Source organism: Streptomyces sp. NPDC049687 (assembly GCF_044465285.1).
Classification (GTDB): Bacteria; Actinomycetota; Actinomycetes; order Streptomycetales; family Streptomycetaceae; genus Streptomyces.
This window is the reverse complement of the sequence record NZ_JBITLN010000004.1, coordinates 180,024-196,807: the sequence shown is the minus strand read 5'-3', so window position 1 is coordinate 196,807 and position 16,784 is coordinate 180,024. Positions and strand designations below refer to the sequence as shown.

At 70.4% G+C, this 16,784-nt stretch carries 18 protein-coding genes and 1 pseudogene; 11 read left to right on the top strand and 8 right to left on the bottom strand.

The genetic code is table 11. The features are described 5' to 3' along the window. Positions 1–164 precede the first annotated feature (164 nt). On the bottom strand, positions 165–1,124 hold the full coding sequence (locus ACIBVL_RS15235) for a 5-dehydro-4-deoxyglucarate dehydratase (RefSeq protein WP_399097605.1): 960 nt from the start codon (positions 1,122–1,124) through the stop codon (positions 165–167). A 113-nt stretch (positions 1,125–1,237) separates the two neighbouring features. Here ACIBVL_RS15235 and ACIBVL_RS15230 point away from each other — a divergent pair, with 113 nt between their 5' ends. From ACIBVL_RS15230 to ACIBVL_RS15215, 4 genes and pseudogenes are all read left to right on the top strand, one after another. Continuing rightward, positions 1,238–2,026 carry an IclR family transcriptional regulator gene (locus tag ACIBVL_RS15230; protein ID WP_399097604.1) on the top strand — a complete coding sequence of 263 codons (789 nt, stop codon included), beginning with the start codon at positions 1,238–1,240 and terminating at the stop codon, positions 2,024–2,026. 395 nt (positions 2,027–2,421) lie between these two features. Next, positions 2,422–2,705: pseudogene (locus tag ACIBVL_RS15225) on the top strand (MFS transporter); the annotation flags it as partial. Between the two features lie 39 nt (positions 2,706–2,744). Continuing rightward, positions 2,745–4,145 (top strand): alpha/beta hydrolase family protein, encoded by a 1,401-nt coding sequence (locus ACIBVL_RS15220; protein ID WP_399097924.1) that lies wholly within the window; start codon positions 2,745–2,747, stop codon positions 4,143–4,145. Between the two features lie 52 nt (positions 4,146–4,197). Further along, on the top strand, positions 4,198–5,055 hold the full coding sequence (locus ACIBVL_RS15215) for a PaaX family transcriptional regulator C-terminal domain-containing protein (protein WP_399097603.1): 858 nt from the start codon (positions 4,198–4,200) through the stop codon (positions 5,053–5,055). 172 nt (positions 5,056–5,227) lie between these two features. On the opposite strand, the gene ACIBVL_RS15210 is transcribed toward ACIBVL_RS15215, so the two are convergent. Continuing rightward, positions 5,228–5,797 carry a TetR/AcrR family transcriptional regulator gene (locus tag ACIBVL_RS15210; protein WP_399097602.1) on the bottom strand — a complete coding sequence of 190 codons (570 nt, stop codon included), beginning with the start codon at positions 5,795–5,797 and terminating at the stop codon, positions 5,228–5,230. Between the two features lie 259 nt (positions 5,798–6,056). On the opposite strand from ACIBVL_RS15210, the gene ACIBVL_RS15205 reads away from it, so the two are divergent. From ACIBVL_RS15205 to ACIBVL_RS15190, 4 genes are all read left to right on the top strand, one after another. Further along, a complete protein-coding gene (locus tag ACIBVL_RS15205) occupies positions 6,057–6,758 on the top strand; it encodes an SDR family oxidoreductase (protein WP_399097601.1) in 702 nt (233 codons plus the stop codon). A 117-nt stretch (positions 6,759–6,875) separates the two neighbouring features. Continuing rightward, a complete protein-coding gene (locus ACIBVL_RS15200) occupies positions 6,876–7,211 on the top strand; it encodes a glycoside hydrolase family 97 C-terminal domain-containing protein (protein ID WP_399097600.1) in 336 nt (111 codons plus the stop codon). Further along, on the top strand, positions 7,208–7,414 hold the full coding sequence (locus ACIBVL_RS15195; RefSeq protein WP_399097599.1) for a hypothetical protein: 207 nt from the start codon (positions 7,208–7,210) through the stop codon (positions 7,412–7,414). Before ACIBVL_RS15200 ends, ACIBVL_RS15195 begins: the two co-directional genes overlap by 4 nt. Then, a complete protein-coding gene (locus tag ACIBVL_RS15190; RefSeq protein WP_399097598.1) occupies positions 7,411–8,079 on the top strand; it encodes a TetR/AcrR family transcriptional regulator in 669 nt (222 codons plus the stop codon). The genes ACIBVL_RS15195 and ACIBVL_RS15190 overlap by 4 nt, the downstream gene beginning before the upstream one ends. A gap of 216 nt (positions 8,080–8,295) precedes the next feature. On the opposite strand, the gene ACIBVL_RS15185 is transcribed toward ACIBVL_RS15190, so the two are convergent. From ACIBVL_RS15185 to ACIBVL_RS15165, 5 genes are all read right to left on the bottom strand, one after another. Then, entirely contained in the window at positions 8,296–9,393 is a 1,098-nt protein-coding gene (locus ACIBVL_RS15185) for an NmrA family NAD(P)-binding protein (protein ID WP_399097597.1), read from the bottom strand. 210 nt (positions 9,394–9,603) lie between these two features. Continuing rightward, on the bottom strand, positions 9,604–10,464 hold the full coding sequence (locus ACIBVL_RS15180; RefSeq protein WP_399097596.1) for a LuxR C-terminal-related transcriptional regulator: 861 nt from the start codon (positions 10,462–10,464) through the stop codon (positions 9,604–9,606). Positions 10,465–10,657: 193 nt separating this feature from the next. Beyond that, complete coding sequence (locus ACIBVL_RS15175) at positions 10,658–11,755, bottom strand: magnesium and cobalt transport protein CorA (RefSeq protein ID WP_399097595.1); 1,098 nt, start codon at positions 11,753–11,755, stop codon at positions 10,658–10,660. Positions 11,756–11,855: 100 nt separating this feature from the next. Continuing rightward, positions 11,856–12,545: a M24 family metallopeptidase gene (locus ACIBVL_RS15170; protein WP_399097594.1), complete on the bottom strand. Its 690-nt coding sequence runs from the start codon at positions 12,543–12,545 to the stop codon at positions 11,856–11,858. A gap of 224 nt (positions 12,546–12,769) precedes the next feature. Beyond that, positions 12,770–14,077: a pyridoxal phosphate-dependent decarboxylase family protein gene (locus ACIBVL_RS15165; RefSeq protein WP_399097593.1), complete on the bottom strand. Its 1,308-nt coding sequence runs from the start codon at positions 14,075–14,077 to the stop codon at positions 12,770–12,772. A 185-nt stretch (positions 14,078–14,262) separates the two neighbouring features. Here ACIBVL_RS15165 and ACIBVL_RS15160 point away from each other — a divergent pair, with 185 nt between their 5' ends. After that, the gene (locus ACIBVL_RS15160) at positions 14,263–14,733 is read left to right on the top strand and encodes an Lrp/AsnC family transcriptional regulator (RefSeq protein WP_399097592.1); all 471 of its coding nucleotides are present in this window, start codon (positions 14,263–14,265) and stop codon (positions 14,731–14,733) included. Between the two features lie 34 nt (positions 14,734–14,767). Here ACIBVL_RS15160 and ACIBVL_RS15155 read toward each other — a convergent pair whose 3' ends face one another. Then, on the bottom strand, positions 14,768–15,337 hold the full coding sequence (locus tag ACIBVL_RS15155) for a histidine phosphatase family protein (RefSeq protein ID WP_399097591.1): 570 nt from the start codon (positions 15,335–15,337) through the stop codon (positions 14,768–14,770). A gap of 254 nt (positions 15,338–15,591) precedes the next feature. On the opposite strand from ACIBVL_RS15155, the gene ACIBVL_RS15150 reads away from it, so the two are divergent. After that, the gene (locus ACIBVL_RS15150) at positions 15,592–15,810 is read left to right on the top strand and encodes a CbtB-domain containing protein (RefSeq protein ID WP_399097590.1); all 219 of its coding nucleotides are present in this window, start codon (positions 15,592–15,594) and stop codon (positions 15,808–15,810) included. 14 nt (positions 15,811–15,824) lie between these two features. After that, entirely contained in the window at positions 15,825–16,571 is a 747-nt protein-coding gene (locus ACIBVL_RS15145; protein WP_399097589.1) for a CbtA family protein, read from the top strand. Positions 16,572–16,784: the final 213 nt, after the last annotated feature.

Here is a 16,784-nt window from a genome sequence, read left to right as displayed (position 1 = left end):
ACGGCGACGCCTGTGGCCGTGGGCGAGGAGAGACACCGGGGTGGCGGCCCGGGGGCTCCCTGAGGGCCGCGGACTTCTCGGATCCGGTCCGGTCCGCGACACGGGTCATCCTGCGGGCACGACGCGCACCCGCTTCGGGCGGGCACGAGGGGTGCCTTGGTACGTCAAGCGGGTCGTCGTACGGCGCCGACCAGGCTCAGGCCGTGGTCCAGCACCTTCTCCAGGTCGGCGAGGTCGGTCGGCCCGGGGTCGGTGAGCGGCGCGCGCACCGGGCCGACCGGGAAGCCGCGCAGCCGGGCGGCGGCCTTGACCAGGGAGACGGCGTAGCCCGGCACCCGGTCGCGTAGTTCGACCAGCGGGACGTAGAACTCACGCAGCAGCTTGGTCACGCCCGCGTCGTCCCCGTCCCGCAGGGCGGTGAAGAAGGCGTTCGCGATCTCGGGGGCGAAGGCGTGGACGGCGGAGGAGTAGGCGGGGACGCCGACGGTGGCGTAGGCGCGCGCCTGGATCTCGGCGGTGGCGGCGCCGTTGAAGAAGAGGAAGCCGTCGGGCGCGGCGAGCGTGAGGCGCTGGAGCCGGTCGAGGTCGCTGTGGCCGTCCTTCAGGCCGACGACGGTGGGGATGCGCGCGATCCGGCGCAGGCCGTCGGCGGTGAAGGCGACCTGGCCGCGCTGGTAGGCGATGAGTGGCAGCCGGGTGCCTTCGGCGATCCGGCGCAGCTGCTCCACCAGACCGTCCTGCGGGGCGCCCACCAGGTAGTGGGGCAGTACCAGTGCGGCGTCCGCGCCGGCTTGCTCCGCGATACGGGCGAAGCGCAGCGCCTGCGCCCAGCCGTAGCCGATGCCCGCCACCACCGGCAACCGTCCGTCGGCGACCTCGACCGTGGTCCGCACGACGGCCCGGTACTCGTCCTCGTCCAGTGAGAAGAACTCTCCAGTCCCGCAGCACGGGAACACCGCGCCGGGGGCGGTGGCCAACCGGTCGGCCAGGTACGCCCGGTAGGCGTCCAGGTCGAGGCCGCCGTCGGCCCGGAAGCTCGTAAGGGGGAAGGACAGCACCCCGCTCGCCATTCCGTCGCGGAGTCGCTGAGTGACCCCTGCGACCTCCGCGCTGATCCCTGTCATGTCTCATCCCTGTATGCAGATGGCGTCTACGTATGCAGATGGAGGTTAGATGGGTGAACGGGATGGGTCAACGGATGGTGCAGACCGGATTGCCGCGGATTTACGATGGGCCCATGTCGGAGGGGAGAGGTGTCCGCGGTGTGAAGTCGGCGGCCCGGACCGTCGCGCTGCTGGAACTGCTCGCCGCGCGGGGCGAGCAGCCCTCACGCCTGGACCAGCTCGCCGAGAACCTGGGCGTGCCGCGCAGCAGCATGTACCAGCTGCTCCAAACCCTGGTCGACTGCGGTTGGGTCCGCACCGACGTCACCGGCTCGCTCTACGGCATCGGGATCCGCGCCCTGCTCACCGGCACCAGCTATCTCGACGGCGACCGGCGCATCCGTGCGGTCCGGCCGTACCTCGACGAGGCGTCGGACGCGCTCGGCGAGACGATCCACATGGCACGGCTCGACGGCCCGGACGTCGTCTACCTCGCCACCCGCGAGTCCCACGAGTACCTGCGCACCATCAGCCGGGTCGGCCGCCGCGTCCCGGCCCATGCCGGCGCCCTCGGCAAGGCGCTGCTCGCCGAGCGTCCCGACGAAGAACTGCCGATCACGGACGGGTCGTTGACGGCCCTCACGGAGAACACGCACACCGACCGTGCCGCGCTGCTCGCCGACCTGGCCCAGGTGCGCGAGCGCGGCTACTCCATCGACCGCGAGGAGACGGTGACCGGTATCGCCGGCTTCGGCTTCGCCCTGCGGTACGACACACCGGCCACCGACGCCATGAGCTGCTCGGTCCCGGTGGCCCGGCTGACCCGGGAACACGAGGCCCGCATCGTCTCCGTGATGCGGGAGGTACGAGCGAAGATCGAAGCCCACCTGCCGCCCGTCTCGCGCATACCCGACTGGCGCTGAGACTGCGGGTTCACCCGGGGCCTCGTCGGCGAGAGCCGACAGCGGTCACGCTCCGCCGGCCCCGATGTCGCCGCCGAACGGCACGAGGCAGCCGAGACCGCGCCCCGTCCGCGCCCGCGAGAGCAGTGGGATCACCCTCCGCTCCTCTTCTCCCCCGCCGGCCAGGAAGCAACGCTCGCGCACCAGCACCGAGTCACGCAGCCCGACAGCTGCGGCAATACTCCCCAAGCCTCGGTGGCAGCAATCGCCGGGACGCACTCCAACTGCCGGTTGGCCGTGCGCCGGTTCACCTAGTGCCGGGAGCCAGGAGCCCGCACATGTTGTGCACTTTCTTGACGATGGCAAAAGAAGCGCCTAAGTTCGCGGTGTCCTTCCCCCGGTCAAGGGAGACCGCGATGCCCCCATCCCCCTCGCTCACCCCTGCCGAAGAGGCGGAGCGTGCACGGCAGTTACGCAGGGTCGCCCTCTCCGGGCTGCTCGGCACCGCCGTCGGGTTCCACGACTTCCTCGTCTACGGAACCGTCGCCGCCCTCGTCCTCGGCGAACTGCTCCACCCCGGCGCCGCCCCGGCCGTCGCCACCATCGCCGCGTTCGGCACGTTCGCCGCCGGCCAAGTCGCCGGCCGCTCGGCGGCATCCTCTTCGGCCACTTCGGCGACCGGCTCGGCCGCAAGTCCATGTGTACGCCCCACCGCACCCCACACCGAGGAGATCTCCGTATGACGACCGGCGCCCGCACCCGCGTCCGTACCGCCCGTCGCACCGCCTGCGCGGCAGCGCTCCTGCTCGCCGTCACCGCGCTGCCCACCTCGACCGTGGCGGCCGCCGCGGACACGAGCCACATCGAGGGCCAACTCGCCTCAGGCGCGACGTACATGATGGACGTGCCCGCATCCTGGAACGGCACTGTCCTGCTCTTCAGCCACGGCTACAACGGCGGCCCGGCCAACCCCGCCCAGGACGCCCCGGACAGCGCCACGAAGGCCCTCCTGCTGGAGCAGGGCTACGCGCTCATCGGTTCGTCGTACGCCACGACGGGCTGGGCGGTTACCGACGCCGTGCCCGACCAGGTCGCCACCCTGTCCGCCTTCACCGACCGCTTCGGCGCGGCCGATCGCACCATCGCGTGGGGCAGGTCGTACGGCGGGCTGGTCACCACCGCCATCGCCGAGCGGCACCCGGACCGCATCGACGGTTCCCTGTCCATGTGCGGCCTGGTCCACGGCGGCGTCGCCAACTGGAACAACACCCTCGACCCCGTCTTCGCCCTCAAGACGCTCCTCGCACCCGACTCCGACATCCCGCTGACCGACCTGACGGACCAGGCGGCCGCCACCAGTGCGGCGGGCGCCCTGGCGTCCGCGGTCGACTCGGCGCAGTCGACACCCCAAGGGCGGGCCCGGGTCGCGCTGGCCGCGGCGCTGCACAACATCCCGGGTTGGAACCAGCCGACCCAGGCCCGGCCCGCCGCGACCGACTGGGACGCCCAGCAGGCCAACCAGTACGTCGCCGTCAAGGGCCTGCTGCAGGCCGGCTTCAACCGGCGGCAGGAGGCCGAGGTCCGGGCGGGCGGCAACATGTCCTGGAACACCGGCGTCGACTACGCGAAGCTGCTCGGCCGGTCCTCGGTCCGCAAGGAGGTCACCGAGCTGTACAAGAAGGCCGGGCTCTCCCTGAAGGCCGACATCACCACCCTCAACCGCGCCCCGCGCGTCAGCGCCGACCCGGACGCCGTCGAGTGGATGAGCCGCACCAGCTCCTTCACCGGCGAGCTGACCAAGCCGCAGCTCTCCATCCACACCATCGGCGACGCCCTCGTCCCGGTCCAGACCGAGAACGCCCTGCGCCGGGCCGTCACCGCCGCCGGGTCGGCGTCCCTGCTGCGCCAGGCGTACGTCGACAACGCCGGGCACTGCACCTTCAGCCCCGCTGAGCAGCTCGCCGCCCTGCACGCCCTGGAGGACCGCCTCACCACCGGCACATGGCAGGGAACCGACCCCGGTTCCCTCAACTCCCGTGCCGCGGCGGTCGATTCCACGGCGCCCGCCCGCTACGTCGCGTACCGCCCCACCCCGTACCTGCGGCCCTACGACCTCGCCCACCCCGCCGACGGCCAGTGATGCGGTACGGCCGCCTGCCGCATCGTCGGTCGGCGGCCGTACGCTGGCCACCGTGGAGGACGACGACATCCTGGACAGGTCGGACAGCGACAGCTCGGACGGCCCGCAGCCGCGGCCGCAGTCGCTCATGCTCGCCTTCCTCGGCAACCACGTGCTGGAGGAGGGGGACCTGTGCATCTACTCGGGCAGCGTCATCGACGTCCTCGGCCGCGTCGGCGTCGGTGAGCACGCCGTGCGCTCCACACTGACCCGTATGGTCAACCGGGGCCTGCTGCGGCGCCAGCGGGAGGGCCGCAGGATGTACTTCGGCCTCACCCCGCAGGTGACCCGCGTCCTGCACGACGGCCGCACGCGTATCTGGAAACAGGGCGCGGTCAACGACGACTGGGACGGCTCCTGGACGCAGCTGGCCTTCTCCCTCCCCGACTCCTGGAAGCGCCAGCGCCACGACCTGCGCTCCCGGCTCGTCTGGTCCGGGTTCGGCGCGCTGTACAGCGGGCTGTGGATCGCCCCGGGGAACGTCGACGTTTCCACCGTCGTCTCGGAACTCGGGCTCACCGACCACGTCAAGATCTTCCACGCCCGAGCCGACGGGGCCACCGACATCGGATCGATGATCCGCGACACCTGGGACCTGGAGAGCATCGCCGCCCGCTACGTCACCTTCGACAATCGCTGGACCGCCCACCTGAACGCCGGGGCCGGAGAGGACCCGATCGGGACCCGGCTGCGGCTGGTCAGCGAATGGCTCTGGACCGTCCGTACGGACCCCAGGCTTCCCGCTCGGCACCTTCCCCCCGACTGGCCGGCTCGCTCCGCCCAAGAAACCTTCCGACGTGTCGCGCAAGAGACCGAGGCACCCGCGCTGCGCATGGCCCGCGAACTCCTGGAGACCGTCCCGCTGCGGTAGGCGTGGCTCGCACCTGATCCCCCGATGGCGGCGTGCCGAGCAATACACCATCGACGTCGAGGCGCTGAAGATCTGATCCGCGTCGCCGAACCGGAGCGCACCAACGGCCGTCGGGGCGCGGGGCGACGACCTGATCGGCGAACTCGTGGCGGCGTTCCGGAGGGAGGATCCGTCAGCGCACGCCCGCCGCGTCGAGCAGGGTGATCACCGTGGGCGCGATGAGCCCCGTCAGTTCGTCCGCGCCGATGCCGGCGCGGGCGCTGCCACCGTCGAAGACCAGGCTGAGCTGCCGGGCCAGCAGAGCGGGATCGCTCGCCCCGCCCCGCTCGGCCTCGGCGCGGAAGAAGGCGGTCAGGTTCTCCTTGACCCCATGGGCGACCCGGCTGGCGGGGTGGCTCTGGTCCTTGAGCTCGATCTGCGCGGACAGGAAGGGGCAGCCGTAGAACTCGGGCACGCCCGACTGCGATTCCACCTGCTCGAAGACATGCAGGATCCGCTCCCGGGGAGAGCGGTCGTCGTCCGCCGCGGGCAGGAGTGCCGCCACGTAGGAGGAAGTGCGCCGCTCCAGACTCGCCGCGAGCAGTTCGTCCTTGCTCTGGAACAGCTGGTACATGGAGCGCTTCGACACTCCCGCCGCCTTGCACAGCGCCTCGACGCCGATGTTGACGCCGTCTCGGTAGGTGAGCGTGGCCGCCGCCTCCAGCAGCCGCTCCCTGGGGCTTTGTTTCACTTCGGTGGTCATACCGCGAGGTTAACCCAAAGGGAGGCAAAAGAAAACCGATCGGTTTTCGCGGTCGCGTCACACCCCGCCGCCGAGCGCGACGACATCGACCGGGCCGGACGGGCGGGCGGTGAGCTCGACATCCCAGGGATTCACGGATACGGAACGACACCCTGAAGCCGGCCTGCCGCGACGGATTCCCTCGACGAGCTTGCGCGCGGAAACCGTTCGGTTTACTGTGGTGGAAACCGAACGGTTTCCAATTTTAGTGGAGGCAGCCATGACCGCTTTGAAGGGCGCGAACGTCTTCGTCACCGGCGGCAGCCGGGGCATCGGCAAGGCGCTGGTGGAGGAGCTGTACGTACGTGGTGCGGGCAAGGTCTACGCCACGGCCCGCGACCCGCGCACCGTGACGCACCCCGACGCGGTCCCGGTGGCGCTGGAGGTCACCGACCCGGCCTCCGTGGCGGCGGCCGCCGCACAGGCGCAGGACGTCACCGTGCTGATCAACAACGCGGGTGCCGCGGTCGGCGCCTCCTTCCTCGACTCCCCGGTCGACGACGTACGCCGGGAGTTCGAGACCAACTTCTACGGCCCGCTGCTGCTCACCCGGGCCTTCGCGCCGGTCATCGAGCGCAACGGCGGCGGCCACATCCTCAACGTGCACTCCGTGCTCTCCTGGCTGGCCCTCGGCGGCTCCTACAGCGCCTCCAAGGCCGCCCTGTGGTCGCAGACCAACTCCCTGCGCCTGGAGTTGCAGCCGCGCGGCATCGCCGTCACCGGACTGCACGTCGGATACGTCGACACGGACCTGGCAGCCGGCGTCGACGCTCCCAAGTCCGACCCGCGCGACGTGGCCGCACTCGCCCTCGACGGCGTCGAGACGGGCGCGTACGAGGTGCTCGCCGACGACCTCACGCGCCAGGTCAAGGCGGGCCTGGCCGGCGACCTGGCCGGGCTGTACGCCCAGCTGGCCAAGTAGGGGCGGGATGTAGCCGTCGCGGAACGTGAAGGGTGTGGTGTCGGCGAGGTGGTCGAGCAGGCCGCTGCTGTCGCCGTAGCCGATGCCCACGCCTGTTCCTGGATGAGGAAGTCGGGGATGGCGAAGTCGAGTCACGAGAGTACGACCCTCACCGGTTCGATCGGTGAGTGCATCGCGGTCGCCCGCCGCAGCGGCGCCATCTGGTTCCTCGGGGCGATGACCAACGAGACCGCCCGCACCCTGTCGGTCCCGCTGGACTTCCTCGACAGCGGCGTGAGCTACACCGCCACCGTCTACGCGGACGGAACGGCGGGTCGGCCACTCGTTCCCGCAAGTCATCAGGAGGCCGAAGTCGTCGAGTGGCCGCGAGCAGCGCGTTCTCGGCGCAGCGCGAGAGCACGCCTCTCAAGCTTCGCGGCCGATACCGGAGGTCAGCGTTCGTGCGGTGATTGACAGAACAGGCCCTCACCGACGCCGCCGAAACCCTCACCGACGCCCACGACACGAAACTCCGCACCGAGGTCGCGGACGTGACGGACTCCGCCCGGGTCAAGACATGGGTCGACGGTGTCACCGCCGATCCCGGCCGTCTCGACCGGCCCGGAGGACCACCCGATGCTTCCGGCGGAGACCCTCATGGGAGACTGCTGCCGTGACGGCCCAAAATGACTCGCGCGACCGACGCCCGCGCCGGACGGCACGCAGGCGGGTCGTCGACACTCGTCGGCGGGAGGAACTGCTGCGCCAGGCCGAGGCGATCATCCTGGCCGAAGGCTTCACCGCGGTGACCATGGATGAGCTCGCCCAGCGACTGGGGTGCTCCAAGGCGACGCTGTACAGCCTGGCCGCCACGAAGGAACAGCTGGTGCTGGCCGTCACCCGCGCCTTCTTCCGGGAGGCGACAGCCGAGATCGAGCAGGCCGTCCAGGCCGAGCCCGACCCCAGGCAGCGCATCCGGGTCTACCTCGCCGGCGTCGGCACGGCCATGCGCCGGCATTCCCACGCCTTCTACGACGACATGGTCGGTTACGAACCGACCGCACAGATCTACCGCAAGAACTCCGCCGCCGCGGCGCACCGGGTCCACGAATTGATCGAGGAGGGCGTGCGGACCGGCGTTTTCCGCGCGCTCAACGGGCATTTCGCCGCCCAGGTCGTGGCGGTGACCATCGACGCACTCCAGTCGGGGGTCCTTCTGGAGAGCAGCGGGCTGACCGCCGGCGACGCCTTCTCCGAGCTCGGTGATCTCCTGCTGGACGGGCTCAGTTCGGGGCAGGCCGCATCAGGATCTCCTTCCATGCACCTCCCGGATCGTCTCTGACCGGGCGCCCCCTTCTCACCCGGACGGCGTCGGCAGGACCACCCGAGAGACCGCGCCCGTGCGTGGTGGCTGTGCTCCCCTGATCTCCAGGGAGCGGACAGCGGGTCCGTGGTGAAGGTGAGCACGCCGGAGCCGCTCTCCACGGCGGCGTCGAAGATCTCGGTCTTCACGCCGACCGCGCGCCGCACTGATCTGCTGGGTGAGCTCGAGCGGTGTTTACAACTTGCCCGTCCTGAAGTCCGCGCTGCTCTTCAGGATCGCGGAGTCCATGCTCCAGTTCTCCGGCTGGACCCGCTCCCAGAGACTTCCCTTGCCGAGTTCCCTACCCAACTGGTCCTCTCGGCGGAACCACTCCTCAGCGCTTCTGATCCTGTTGGGGTGGATTTCGTCGAGCAGGGCGTAGTCCCTGGTGATGATCCCGTGCTTCCACACGTTCCAGAAGCCCGTGAAATTGTCACGGAAGCTCATGGTGCTCTTGTCATTGGGGTCGGCGTTGTATCCGGCGGGGTCATCGGCGATCCCCTTCAGGTCCGGACTGTTCCAATACGCGTCCGGATCCGTGTCGATGTACCGTGCCGGGTGCCCGGTGACCTTCTCGAACGCTGCGGCCATGTCGGCGTAGGTCATGTGCTCGATGGCGACTTCGAGGTCCATGCCATTGGCCCGTTCCGGATGGTCGAAGAGCCAACGAACATAGAATCCGCAATCTTCGAGAGCCACGTGCGGAACAGCTCCCTCACCGAGTGGCACCCGCCACGTGACGACACCGTCCTCGATGGCGGGCGTCATGGGCGTGAGCGGTGAGATCACCATCTCGATGTAGGGACCCGAGGTGAAGACCGCCGCCCCCATCCGGTCCCTGTTCTTTTCGTTCTGGAACAGCACCCATTCGGCCATGCGGCCCTTGCCGTCATAGTGGCCGGTGCGGAACCTGGAGTCGTAGCCCGACTTCTTGAGGGCGTAGTCGAGGTTTCCGTAGACGAAGAACTTGATTCCTTCTTCGATCGCTATCTCATAGGTGCGGATGGCCCAGTAGGTCTCCGCCTTCTCGCCGGTGTTGAACCCGTCGATGTTGATGAACGCCCCGTCGCAGCCGCGAAATCCTTCGCGCAATACGTCCTCATCGGCGAACGTCCCTTCGAGGATGGACACGTTACCGAGCGCGACGAGCGCCTGCGCGCGGGGGGAGTTGGCGTCCCGGGTGAGGACCTTGACGGAGTACTTCTTGTCGGCGACAAGAGCACGGACAACGGGCATCCCCTGAGCTCCTGTGCCGCCGATGACGAAGATGGAGGAGGTGGCGTGCGTAGGCATGGTGGTGACTCCCATCCGAAAACCGATCGGTTTCCAGCAAGGTACACCGATCGGTTTCCGCGTGGCAACCGCTCAGGGCACGCGAAACCGTCCGACTCACCGAAGGTCGGTTGCTCGGGTGGGCGCGTGGCGTCCAGGGGTCGGACCGGCACGAGTCGCCAGGGCCCCACGGAGCCCTTCTGACCTGCGAGATTCCGACCTGAACGGCAGCTAGGGAAGCAGACCCTGTCGACGTGCCGCGACCACCGCTTCGAAGCGGGTGCTCGCTCCCAGCTTGCGCATCGCGCTGCGCAGATACGACTTGACGGTTTCGGGCAGCAGCGACAGCCTGCGCCCGGCCTCGGTGTTGCTGCAGCCCAGCGCCACCTGCGCCAGGACGTCGAGTTCCCGGGGCGACAGGGGCGGGCCCGGTACCGCGTGGGCGGCGGACGGCGGGGCCAGCCGTCCGGCCACGTCGAGCAGCCGGCCGCGCAGATCAGCGTCGGGCACCTGCTGGGCCATGCGCCGCAACTCGGCGTGCGCCTGGCGTACTTCTTCCAGTGGCACGCCCTGTTGCCCGCCGTCGGCCGGGCCCCGCGCGGCCTCCAGCAGGCGCAGACGGTGGTCGACCTCGTCGCGGATGACCAGCTCGGCGGCCAGTCGCCGGGAGGCGTCGGCGACCGCCTCGGCCGCCCGGTCGCCGAGCGGGGCCGGGCCGCGACAGGCCCCGTAGAGCACCGCGCGCACCGCACCGGACACCACGACGGGCACGGCTACGACGGAGCGGATCCCCTCCATCAGCACGGGCCGGTCGTAGTCGTGGGTGATCGAGCGGGCCGATCGGTAGTCGGTGACCTTGGCCGGTCGCCCGGTGGTGAGGACCCGGCCGCCCAGCCCGGCCTCGGCGCGCACCTTGAGGCCGCGCAGACTCCCCGTCCGCACACCGATGAACTGCGACAGGCTCAGCAGGGTGTTCTCCACCTGTCCGCCGAACAGCACGGGGATGCCGGAGCGGTCGTGGGCCTGGCGGAGCACCTGCCGGAGAGCGTCGCCGTCATCGGGCCGCAGAAGGGTGTCGGGACCGGAGCGCATCCTCCGTCACCCCTTTCCGGGGGTAGTCCGCCGTCGTCGTGATGCGGAGCATAAACCGCCGTAACACCCCCGTCATAGAGCGGTGGCGGGATCGGAAAGGGGATGACGTGGCCATGAACGAGGGTTCGGCCCCGGTGGTGGCCACGGGCACCGGCGGGCCGTCGGCCCGCCGGGTGCGGGAGTCGCTCGGCCTCTACAGCCAGCCGTTGCGCTTGAAGTTGCGGTGGAGGAGGAAGCAGGCGGTGACGATGACCGCGAGGACGAGGGGGTAGCCGAAGATCCAGCGGAGTTCGGGCATGTGGTCGAAGTTCATGCCGTAGACACCGCACAGCATGGTGGGTACGGCGATGATCGCGGCCCAGGCGGTGATCTTGCGCATGTCCTCGTTCTGGGCGACGGTCACCTGCGCGAGGTGGGCCTGGAGGATGGAGTCGAGCAGGGCGTCGAAGGCGTTGATCTGCTCGGTGACACGGGTGAGATGGTCGGCGACGTCCCGGAAGTAGGCCTGTATCTCCTTGTCGACACAGCCGCGGGGTTCGGTGGCGAGCCGGTCGAGGGGTCGGGCGAGTGGGACCACGGCGCGCTTGAGTTCGAGGAGCTCGCGTTTGAGCTGGTAGATGCGGCCGGCGTCGGCGTTTCGGGGGCTGTGCGGGGAGAAGACGTCGGTCTCGACCTGGTCGATGTCGTTCTGGACGGCGTCAGCCACCGTGACGTAGTCGTCGACGACGTGGTCGGCGATGGCGTGCAGGACGGCGGAGGGGCCCTTGGCCAGCTGGTGGGGCTGGGCCTCCAGGTCCTCGCGGAGCGGGCCGAGGGAGCCGTGGCGGCCGTGCCGGACGGTGACGACGAAGTCCGGGCCGGTGAAGACCATGATCTCGCCGGTGTCGACGACCTCGCTGGTCGCGGTCAGTTCGGTGTGCTCGACGTAGGTGACGGTCTTGAAGACGGCGAACAGGACGTCACCGTACTGCTCGATCTTGGGGCGTTGGTGGGCGTGGACGGCGTCCTCGACCGCGAGGGGGTGCAGGCCGAACAACTCGGCGACTCCGGAGAACTCCTCCTCACCGGGTTCGTGCAGGCCCAGCCACACGAAGCCACCGCGGTGCCTGCGGGCATGACGGACGGCTTCCTCCACGGAGTCCCGTCCGGGTCGGCGGACGCCGTCGTGGTAGACGACGCAGTTGACCACGGTCGAGCCGAGCGGGGAGCGAGCCGGGTGGCTGAGATCCACGCGGCGTCGGCCGCGCAGCGCCAGGTTGGCGACTTTGCGCAGGTTGCCGACCATTGACATGCGGGGTTCTCCTTGACTGGGACCGTCGGATCCGCGGACGCACGAGTTCATCCTCCGGCTGTTCTGCGACGCGGCGAGCACACCGAGCCGGTCATACGGATCACAGCGTGAGCAGTTCCTCGTAGAAGCCGCCGAACTCCCGCTCCCGGTCGACGAGATGGATCTCGAGGATCCAGTGACAGCGGCGCCCGGCCTTGTCGGTGCGCCGCAGGGGGGTGTCGTTGGCGGGGGTGATGTACGACTCCGTGTCCGCGCCGTCGATCCACTCGTGCGGGAACTCCCCGACCAGGTGTCCGGCGTGCCAGCCGCCCAGTTCCCAGCCGGCCTCGGCGGCCAGTCGCCCGACCTCGGCGTACAACCGCTGCCCCGTGATGTCGGGATGCGTCTCGAAGAACCGTTTTCCGGCGGCGAAGACCTCGGGCAGGTCGTCCCGCAGCCGGTGTTTGACCGGGTCGTCGCCCAGGACGAAGGTGCGGCCGAAGTCGGCCTCGTACTCCTCGAAGATCGGCCCGAAGTCGGCGAACACGATGTCGTCCGCGCCGATCACCCGGTCCGCGGGATTCTCCTTGTACGGCAGGAGGGTGTTCGGCCCCGAGCGCACGATTCTCTTGTGCCAGTGCCGGGTCGTGCCGAACAGCTCGTTCGCCAGATCCCGGACGCGGTCGCTGACCGCACGCTCTCCCTCCCCCGGCGCGACGAGACCGCGCTCCTCGATCTCCGCGAAGAGCCGCTCGGCCTTGGCCTGAGCTTCCGACAGCCGTGCCGCGCGGGTGCGTTCGTCATCCGTCATACGCGGGAAAATACCCTGCCGCCGATCGTGCCCCGGCTGCGCGGGCTGTTGGCGTTGCTCGCGCGAGAAGATCGTGCCGGCGGGCACCTGGGTGTCGAGGGCGGTCCCGTCCCGTAGGACGTGCGCAGCGCGGTGGCCGCGATCGCGGGTTCGTGATCCGCCGTCGTCATGCCGCGGAGCGTGCGGCCGAGACGGTCCGGAACGGCTTCAGTCCGGTTCCAGCGCTAGCGAAGCGTGTTCAGCACGTCGATCACGTCGCCCGCGCGGGTGTCGGGATTGACGAACGCCATGCGCAGAACGGTTGCGCCGTTCCACTGGGTGGGCACGCAGAGCGTGCTGCCCGTCTCCGCTGCTCGCGCGGACCACCTCGCGTAGTCCCCCGCGCTCCAGCCGGGCCGTTCGAAGAGGATCACGGACAACTCCGGTTCCGTCACCAGACGGAGGTGGTCGCTTGCGCGGATGGCGTCGGCGACCTGCCGGCTGGTCGCCAGGGTCCGTTCCACGGCACGCGAGTACCGGTCGGTGCCGTGGACGGCCAGGCTGAACCAGAACGGCAGGCCGCGGGCACGGCGGCTGAGGTGGAGGGCCAGGTCAGCCGGGTTGTGGACGTCGCGGTCTATGGCGTCGAGGTAATGCGCCGACTGGCTGTGCGCGGCGCGTGCCGGTTCGGGATCCCGGTAGAGCAGGGCGCAGCAGTCGTAGGGCGCGAAGAGCCATTTGTGGGGATCCACGATGAAGCTGTCGGCGCGTTCGATGCCTGCGTAGCGGTGCCGCACGCCCGCTGCCGCGAGGCCGGCTCCGCCGTAGGCGCCGTCGACGTGCAGCCACACGTGGTGACGTTCGCAGGCGTCGGCGATGGCGTCGAGGTCGTCGACCAGACCGGCGTTCGTGGTTCCGGCGGTCGCCACCACGGCGAAGACCCCGGCGGTGGAGTCGAGGACCGCGCTCACGGCGGCCCCGGTGAGGTGTCCTCGGGCGTCCACGGGTGCGGTGACGATCTGCACGTCCATGGCATCCGCCGCGGACTTGATCGAGGAGTGGGCGCTGTCGGCGCATACGAGCTTCCAGCCGCCCGCCGGCCGGGGCCGGGAGGCGGCCGCGGCGGAGCGGGCCGTGACGAGGGCCGAGAGGTTGCCCATGGTGCCGCCGCTGACGAAGCATCCCGCCGCGGTGCCGGGCCATCCGAGCAGCCGGGTGAGCCACGCCAGCGCCTCGTTCTCGGCGTGGATGGCACCGGCTCCGGCCTCCCAGGTGCCCGCGAAGATGTTCGCCGCGCCGGTGACCGCTTCGAAGGCGAGGGCGGCGCGGGTGGGAGCCGCGGGGATGTAGGCGAGGTTGGTCGGCCCGCTCTGGGCGCGGGTGGCGGGTGCCAGGACCCGGTCGAACAGCCGTAGGGCGGCGGCGCCGCCGATTCCGCCTCGGGTGATGGCGGTACCGGCCGCGTCGGCGAGTTCGGCGGCGGGACGGGCGCCCGCGGTCGGGTCGGGCTCCCCGTCGAGGAGCCGCGACGCGTAGTACACGGCGGAGGCCACCACCTGGTCCTCATCACCCCACGCAGAGGGATCGACAGGGGTCGCACCGCTCACTTCGAGCTCATCGCATTGCGCTTTCTGCATGGCGGGAACCTAGAACCACCCCTCGCCATGCGCAATATGAAGCGATTTGAGTGAGCAGAATGCTCAATATGGCCCGCCGAAGGCATGTCATACTGCGCATCATGCGAAACGTGGACGCCGTCGACGCCCGTATCCTCCTGGCGCTCGACGCAGAACCGCAGGCCACGACGGTCGCCCTGGCCGACCGGCTCGGTCTCGCCCGCAACACCGTGCAGAGCCGGCTGAAGCGGCTCGAGGAAAGCGGTCAGCTGAGGGAACCCAGCCGGCGTCTGGAACCCGCCGCTCTCGGCTATCCGCTGCTGGCCCTGATCACGATGTCGATCAGCCAGCGCGTGGGGCAGCCCACCCGTGAGGGGATTCTCCGCATCCCCGAGGTGGTCGAACTCCTCGTGACCACCGGCGACGCCGACCTGCTCGCCCGTGTCGTCGCCCGGGACACCGAGGACCTGCACCGCATCACGAACAGCTTGTTGGAGGTGCCCGGCGTGGTCCGGTCCAACACCACCATCGTCCTTCAGGAGCTGCAGCCGTTGAGCGTCCGGCCCCTGCTCGAGCGGCACGCCGGACGCTGAGGCGCCGGTGGGCGACCCCACGGGTCCGCTCCGGTCATCCGCCCCCGCCGACGGCGCCCATCCGCAGATTCCAGCGGCCGTCGCGGCCGGTGAGTTCCACGGTGGAGAGCGGGGGAACGTCGACGCGCCAGAACGAGGACGCCGGCGCCCGCAGTGCCCGCACCACCGCGGCCCGCGCCGCGCCCTGCTCCACCACGGCCAGCACTCGTCCCGCATCGGCCGGCAGCGCGTCCAGCCAGGCGGCGATCCGACCGCACACGTCGGCCACGGACTCACCGCCGTGCGGGGCTGCCTGCGGATCCGACATCCAGACCGCCAGCCCGGCACCGTCCCGGGCGGCGACCTCGGAGAGGGTCCGGCCTTGCCAACTGCCCATGTCCATGTCCCGCAGCCGTGTCTCGACGTCCACCGCGTCCCGGCCCAGGGCCTGGGCGGTCTGCCGGCACCGCTGCGACGGCGCCGTGAACCAGGCGGATGCCGCCGGCAGCGCTCCGGCGGCCGCCCGCGCCTGCCGCAGCGCCCGTTCGTCGAGGGGCGCCTCACCGAAACGCACCTCGCGCTCCGCGGGAGCGGCGGCACACAGCAGTGTGAGCCGGACGGTCATGGCAGTCCCTTCGCCGGACGACTCCAGTGGGCGGTTCATCGTAGGTGGCGTACGCCATGTTGGCCGATTCGCCCGTTGCCCCTACCATCTGGGGCGACAAGGACGACGGCGCCACGGAAGTCCGGTGCAAGCCCGGCACGGTCGCGCCACTGTGTGCCACCCCGCCCACCAGGCGAGGGGGGTGAGTCAGACCCAACGCCGTCGTCGCGTGCTCCACACGATGCGGGACGCGATGTTCCCGAGGAGGTCTCGCCATGGCGCAGTCCACTGCCGCCCCCACTCCCACCACCCAGACCCTCACGCCGCTGCCGCTGCGGGCGATCGCCCCCTGGGCCGTCTTCTTCGGCGTCCTGATGCTGGTCCTGATCTACTTCGTCGGCGCCGAGCAGGGCGCCACCGCGCTCGTCTCCGGTGAGGGCGTGCACGAGTGGGTGCACGACGCCCGCCACCTCCTCGGCTTCCCCTGCCACTGACGGGCCGCTCCCTCATGAACTCCGTCACCGTACGCGCCCTGTTGGCGCGCGGCATGCTCGCCGGCCTGGGCGCCGGCGTGCTCGCCTTCGTCTTCGCCTACTTCGTCGGGGAGGGCTCCGTGGACGCGGCCATCGCGTTCGAGGAGACCAACTCCCACGAACACGGCGGCGAGGAACTCGTCAGCCGTACCCTGCAGTCGACCGCGGGGCTCGCCACCGGCGTGCTCGTCTTCGGCGTCGCCATCGGCGGCATCGCGGCACTGGCGTTCTGCTTCGCGCTGGGCCGCATCGGACGGTTCGGCGCCCGGGCGACCGCCGCGCTGACCGCGCTCGCGGGGTTCCTCCTCGTCTACCTGGTACCGATCCTCAAGTACCCGGCGAATCCGCCCGCCGTCGGGGACCCGGACACCATCGACAAGCGCACCGCTCTGTTCGTGCTGATGATCGTCCTGAGCGTGCTGCTGGGCACGGCCGCCGTCCTGCTGGGCCGCAGGCTCGCCCCGGCCCGGGGCAACTGGAACGCCTCCATCACCGCGAGCGCCGCCTTCCTGGCGGCGGTCGGGGTCGCGATGACGGTCCTGCCGGACGGGGACAACGTTCCCAAGGGATTCCCCGCGGCCGACCTGTGGGAGTTCCGCCTGGCCTCGATCGGTATCCAGGCCGTGCTGTGGGCCGCGTTCGGGCTGTTGTTCGGCTACTTGGCCGAACGCGTCCTCGAACCGCGCCCCGTACGCGGCCGGGTCTCCACGCTGGCCGCCTGAGTCACCGGGCCGACGAGGCGGGGGTTGCCGGGGGCGCGCCCGGCGACCCCCGCCTCGGTCCGGGCGGGGTGGTCGGTCGTCGGGGATTCCGGTGCGGGTACGCCGCCGAGGACGGGGGCGGTCTGCTCCACTTCCAGCGCCTCGGCCTCGTGCTCGCCCCGGGTCCGCATCCATAGGGGGCGGGTCCGTATCCAGCGAGGGGGCGGGTCCGCG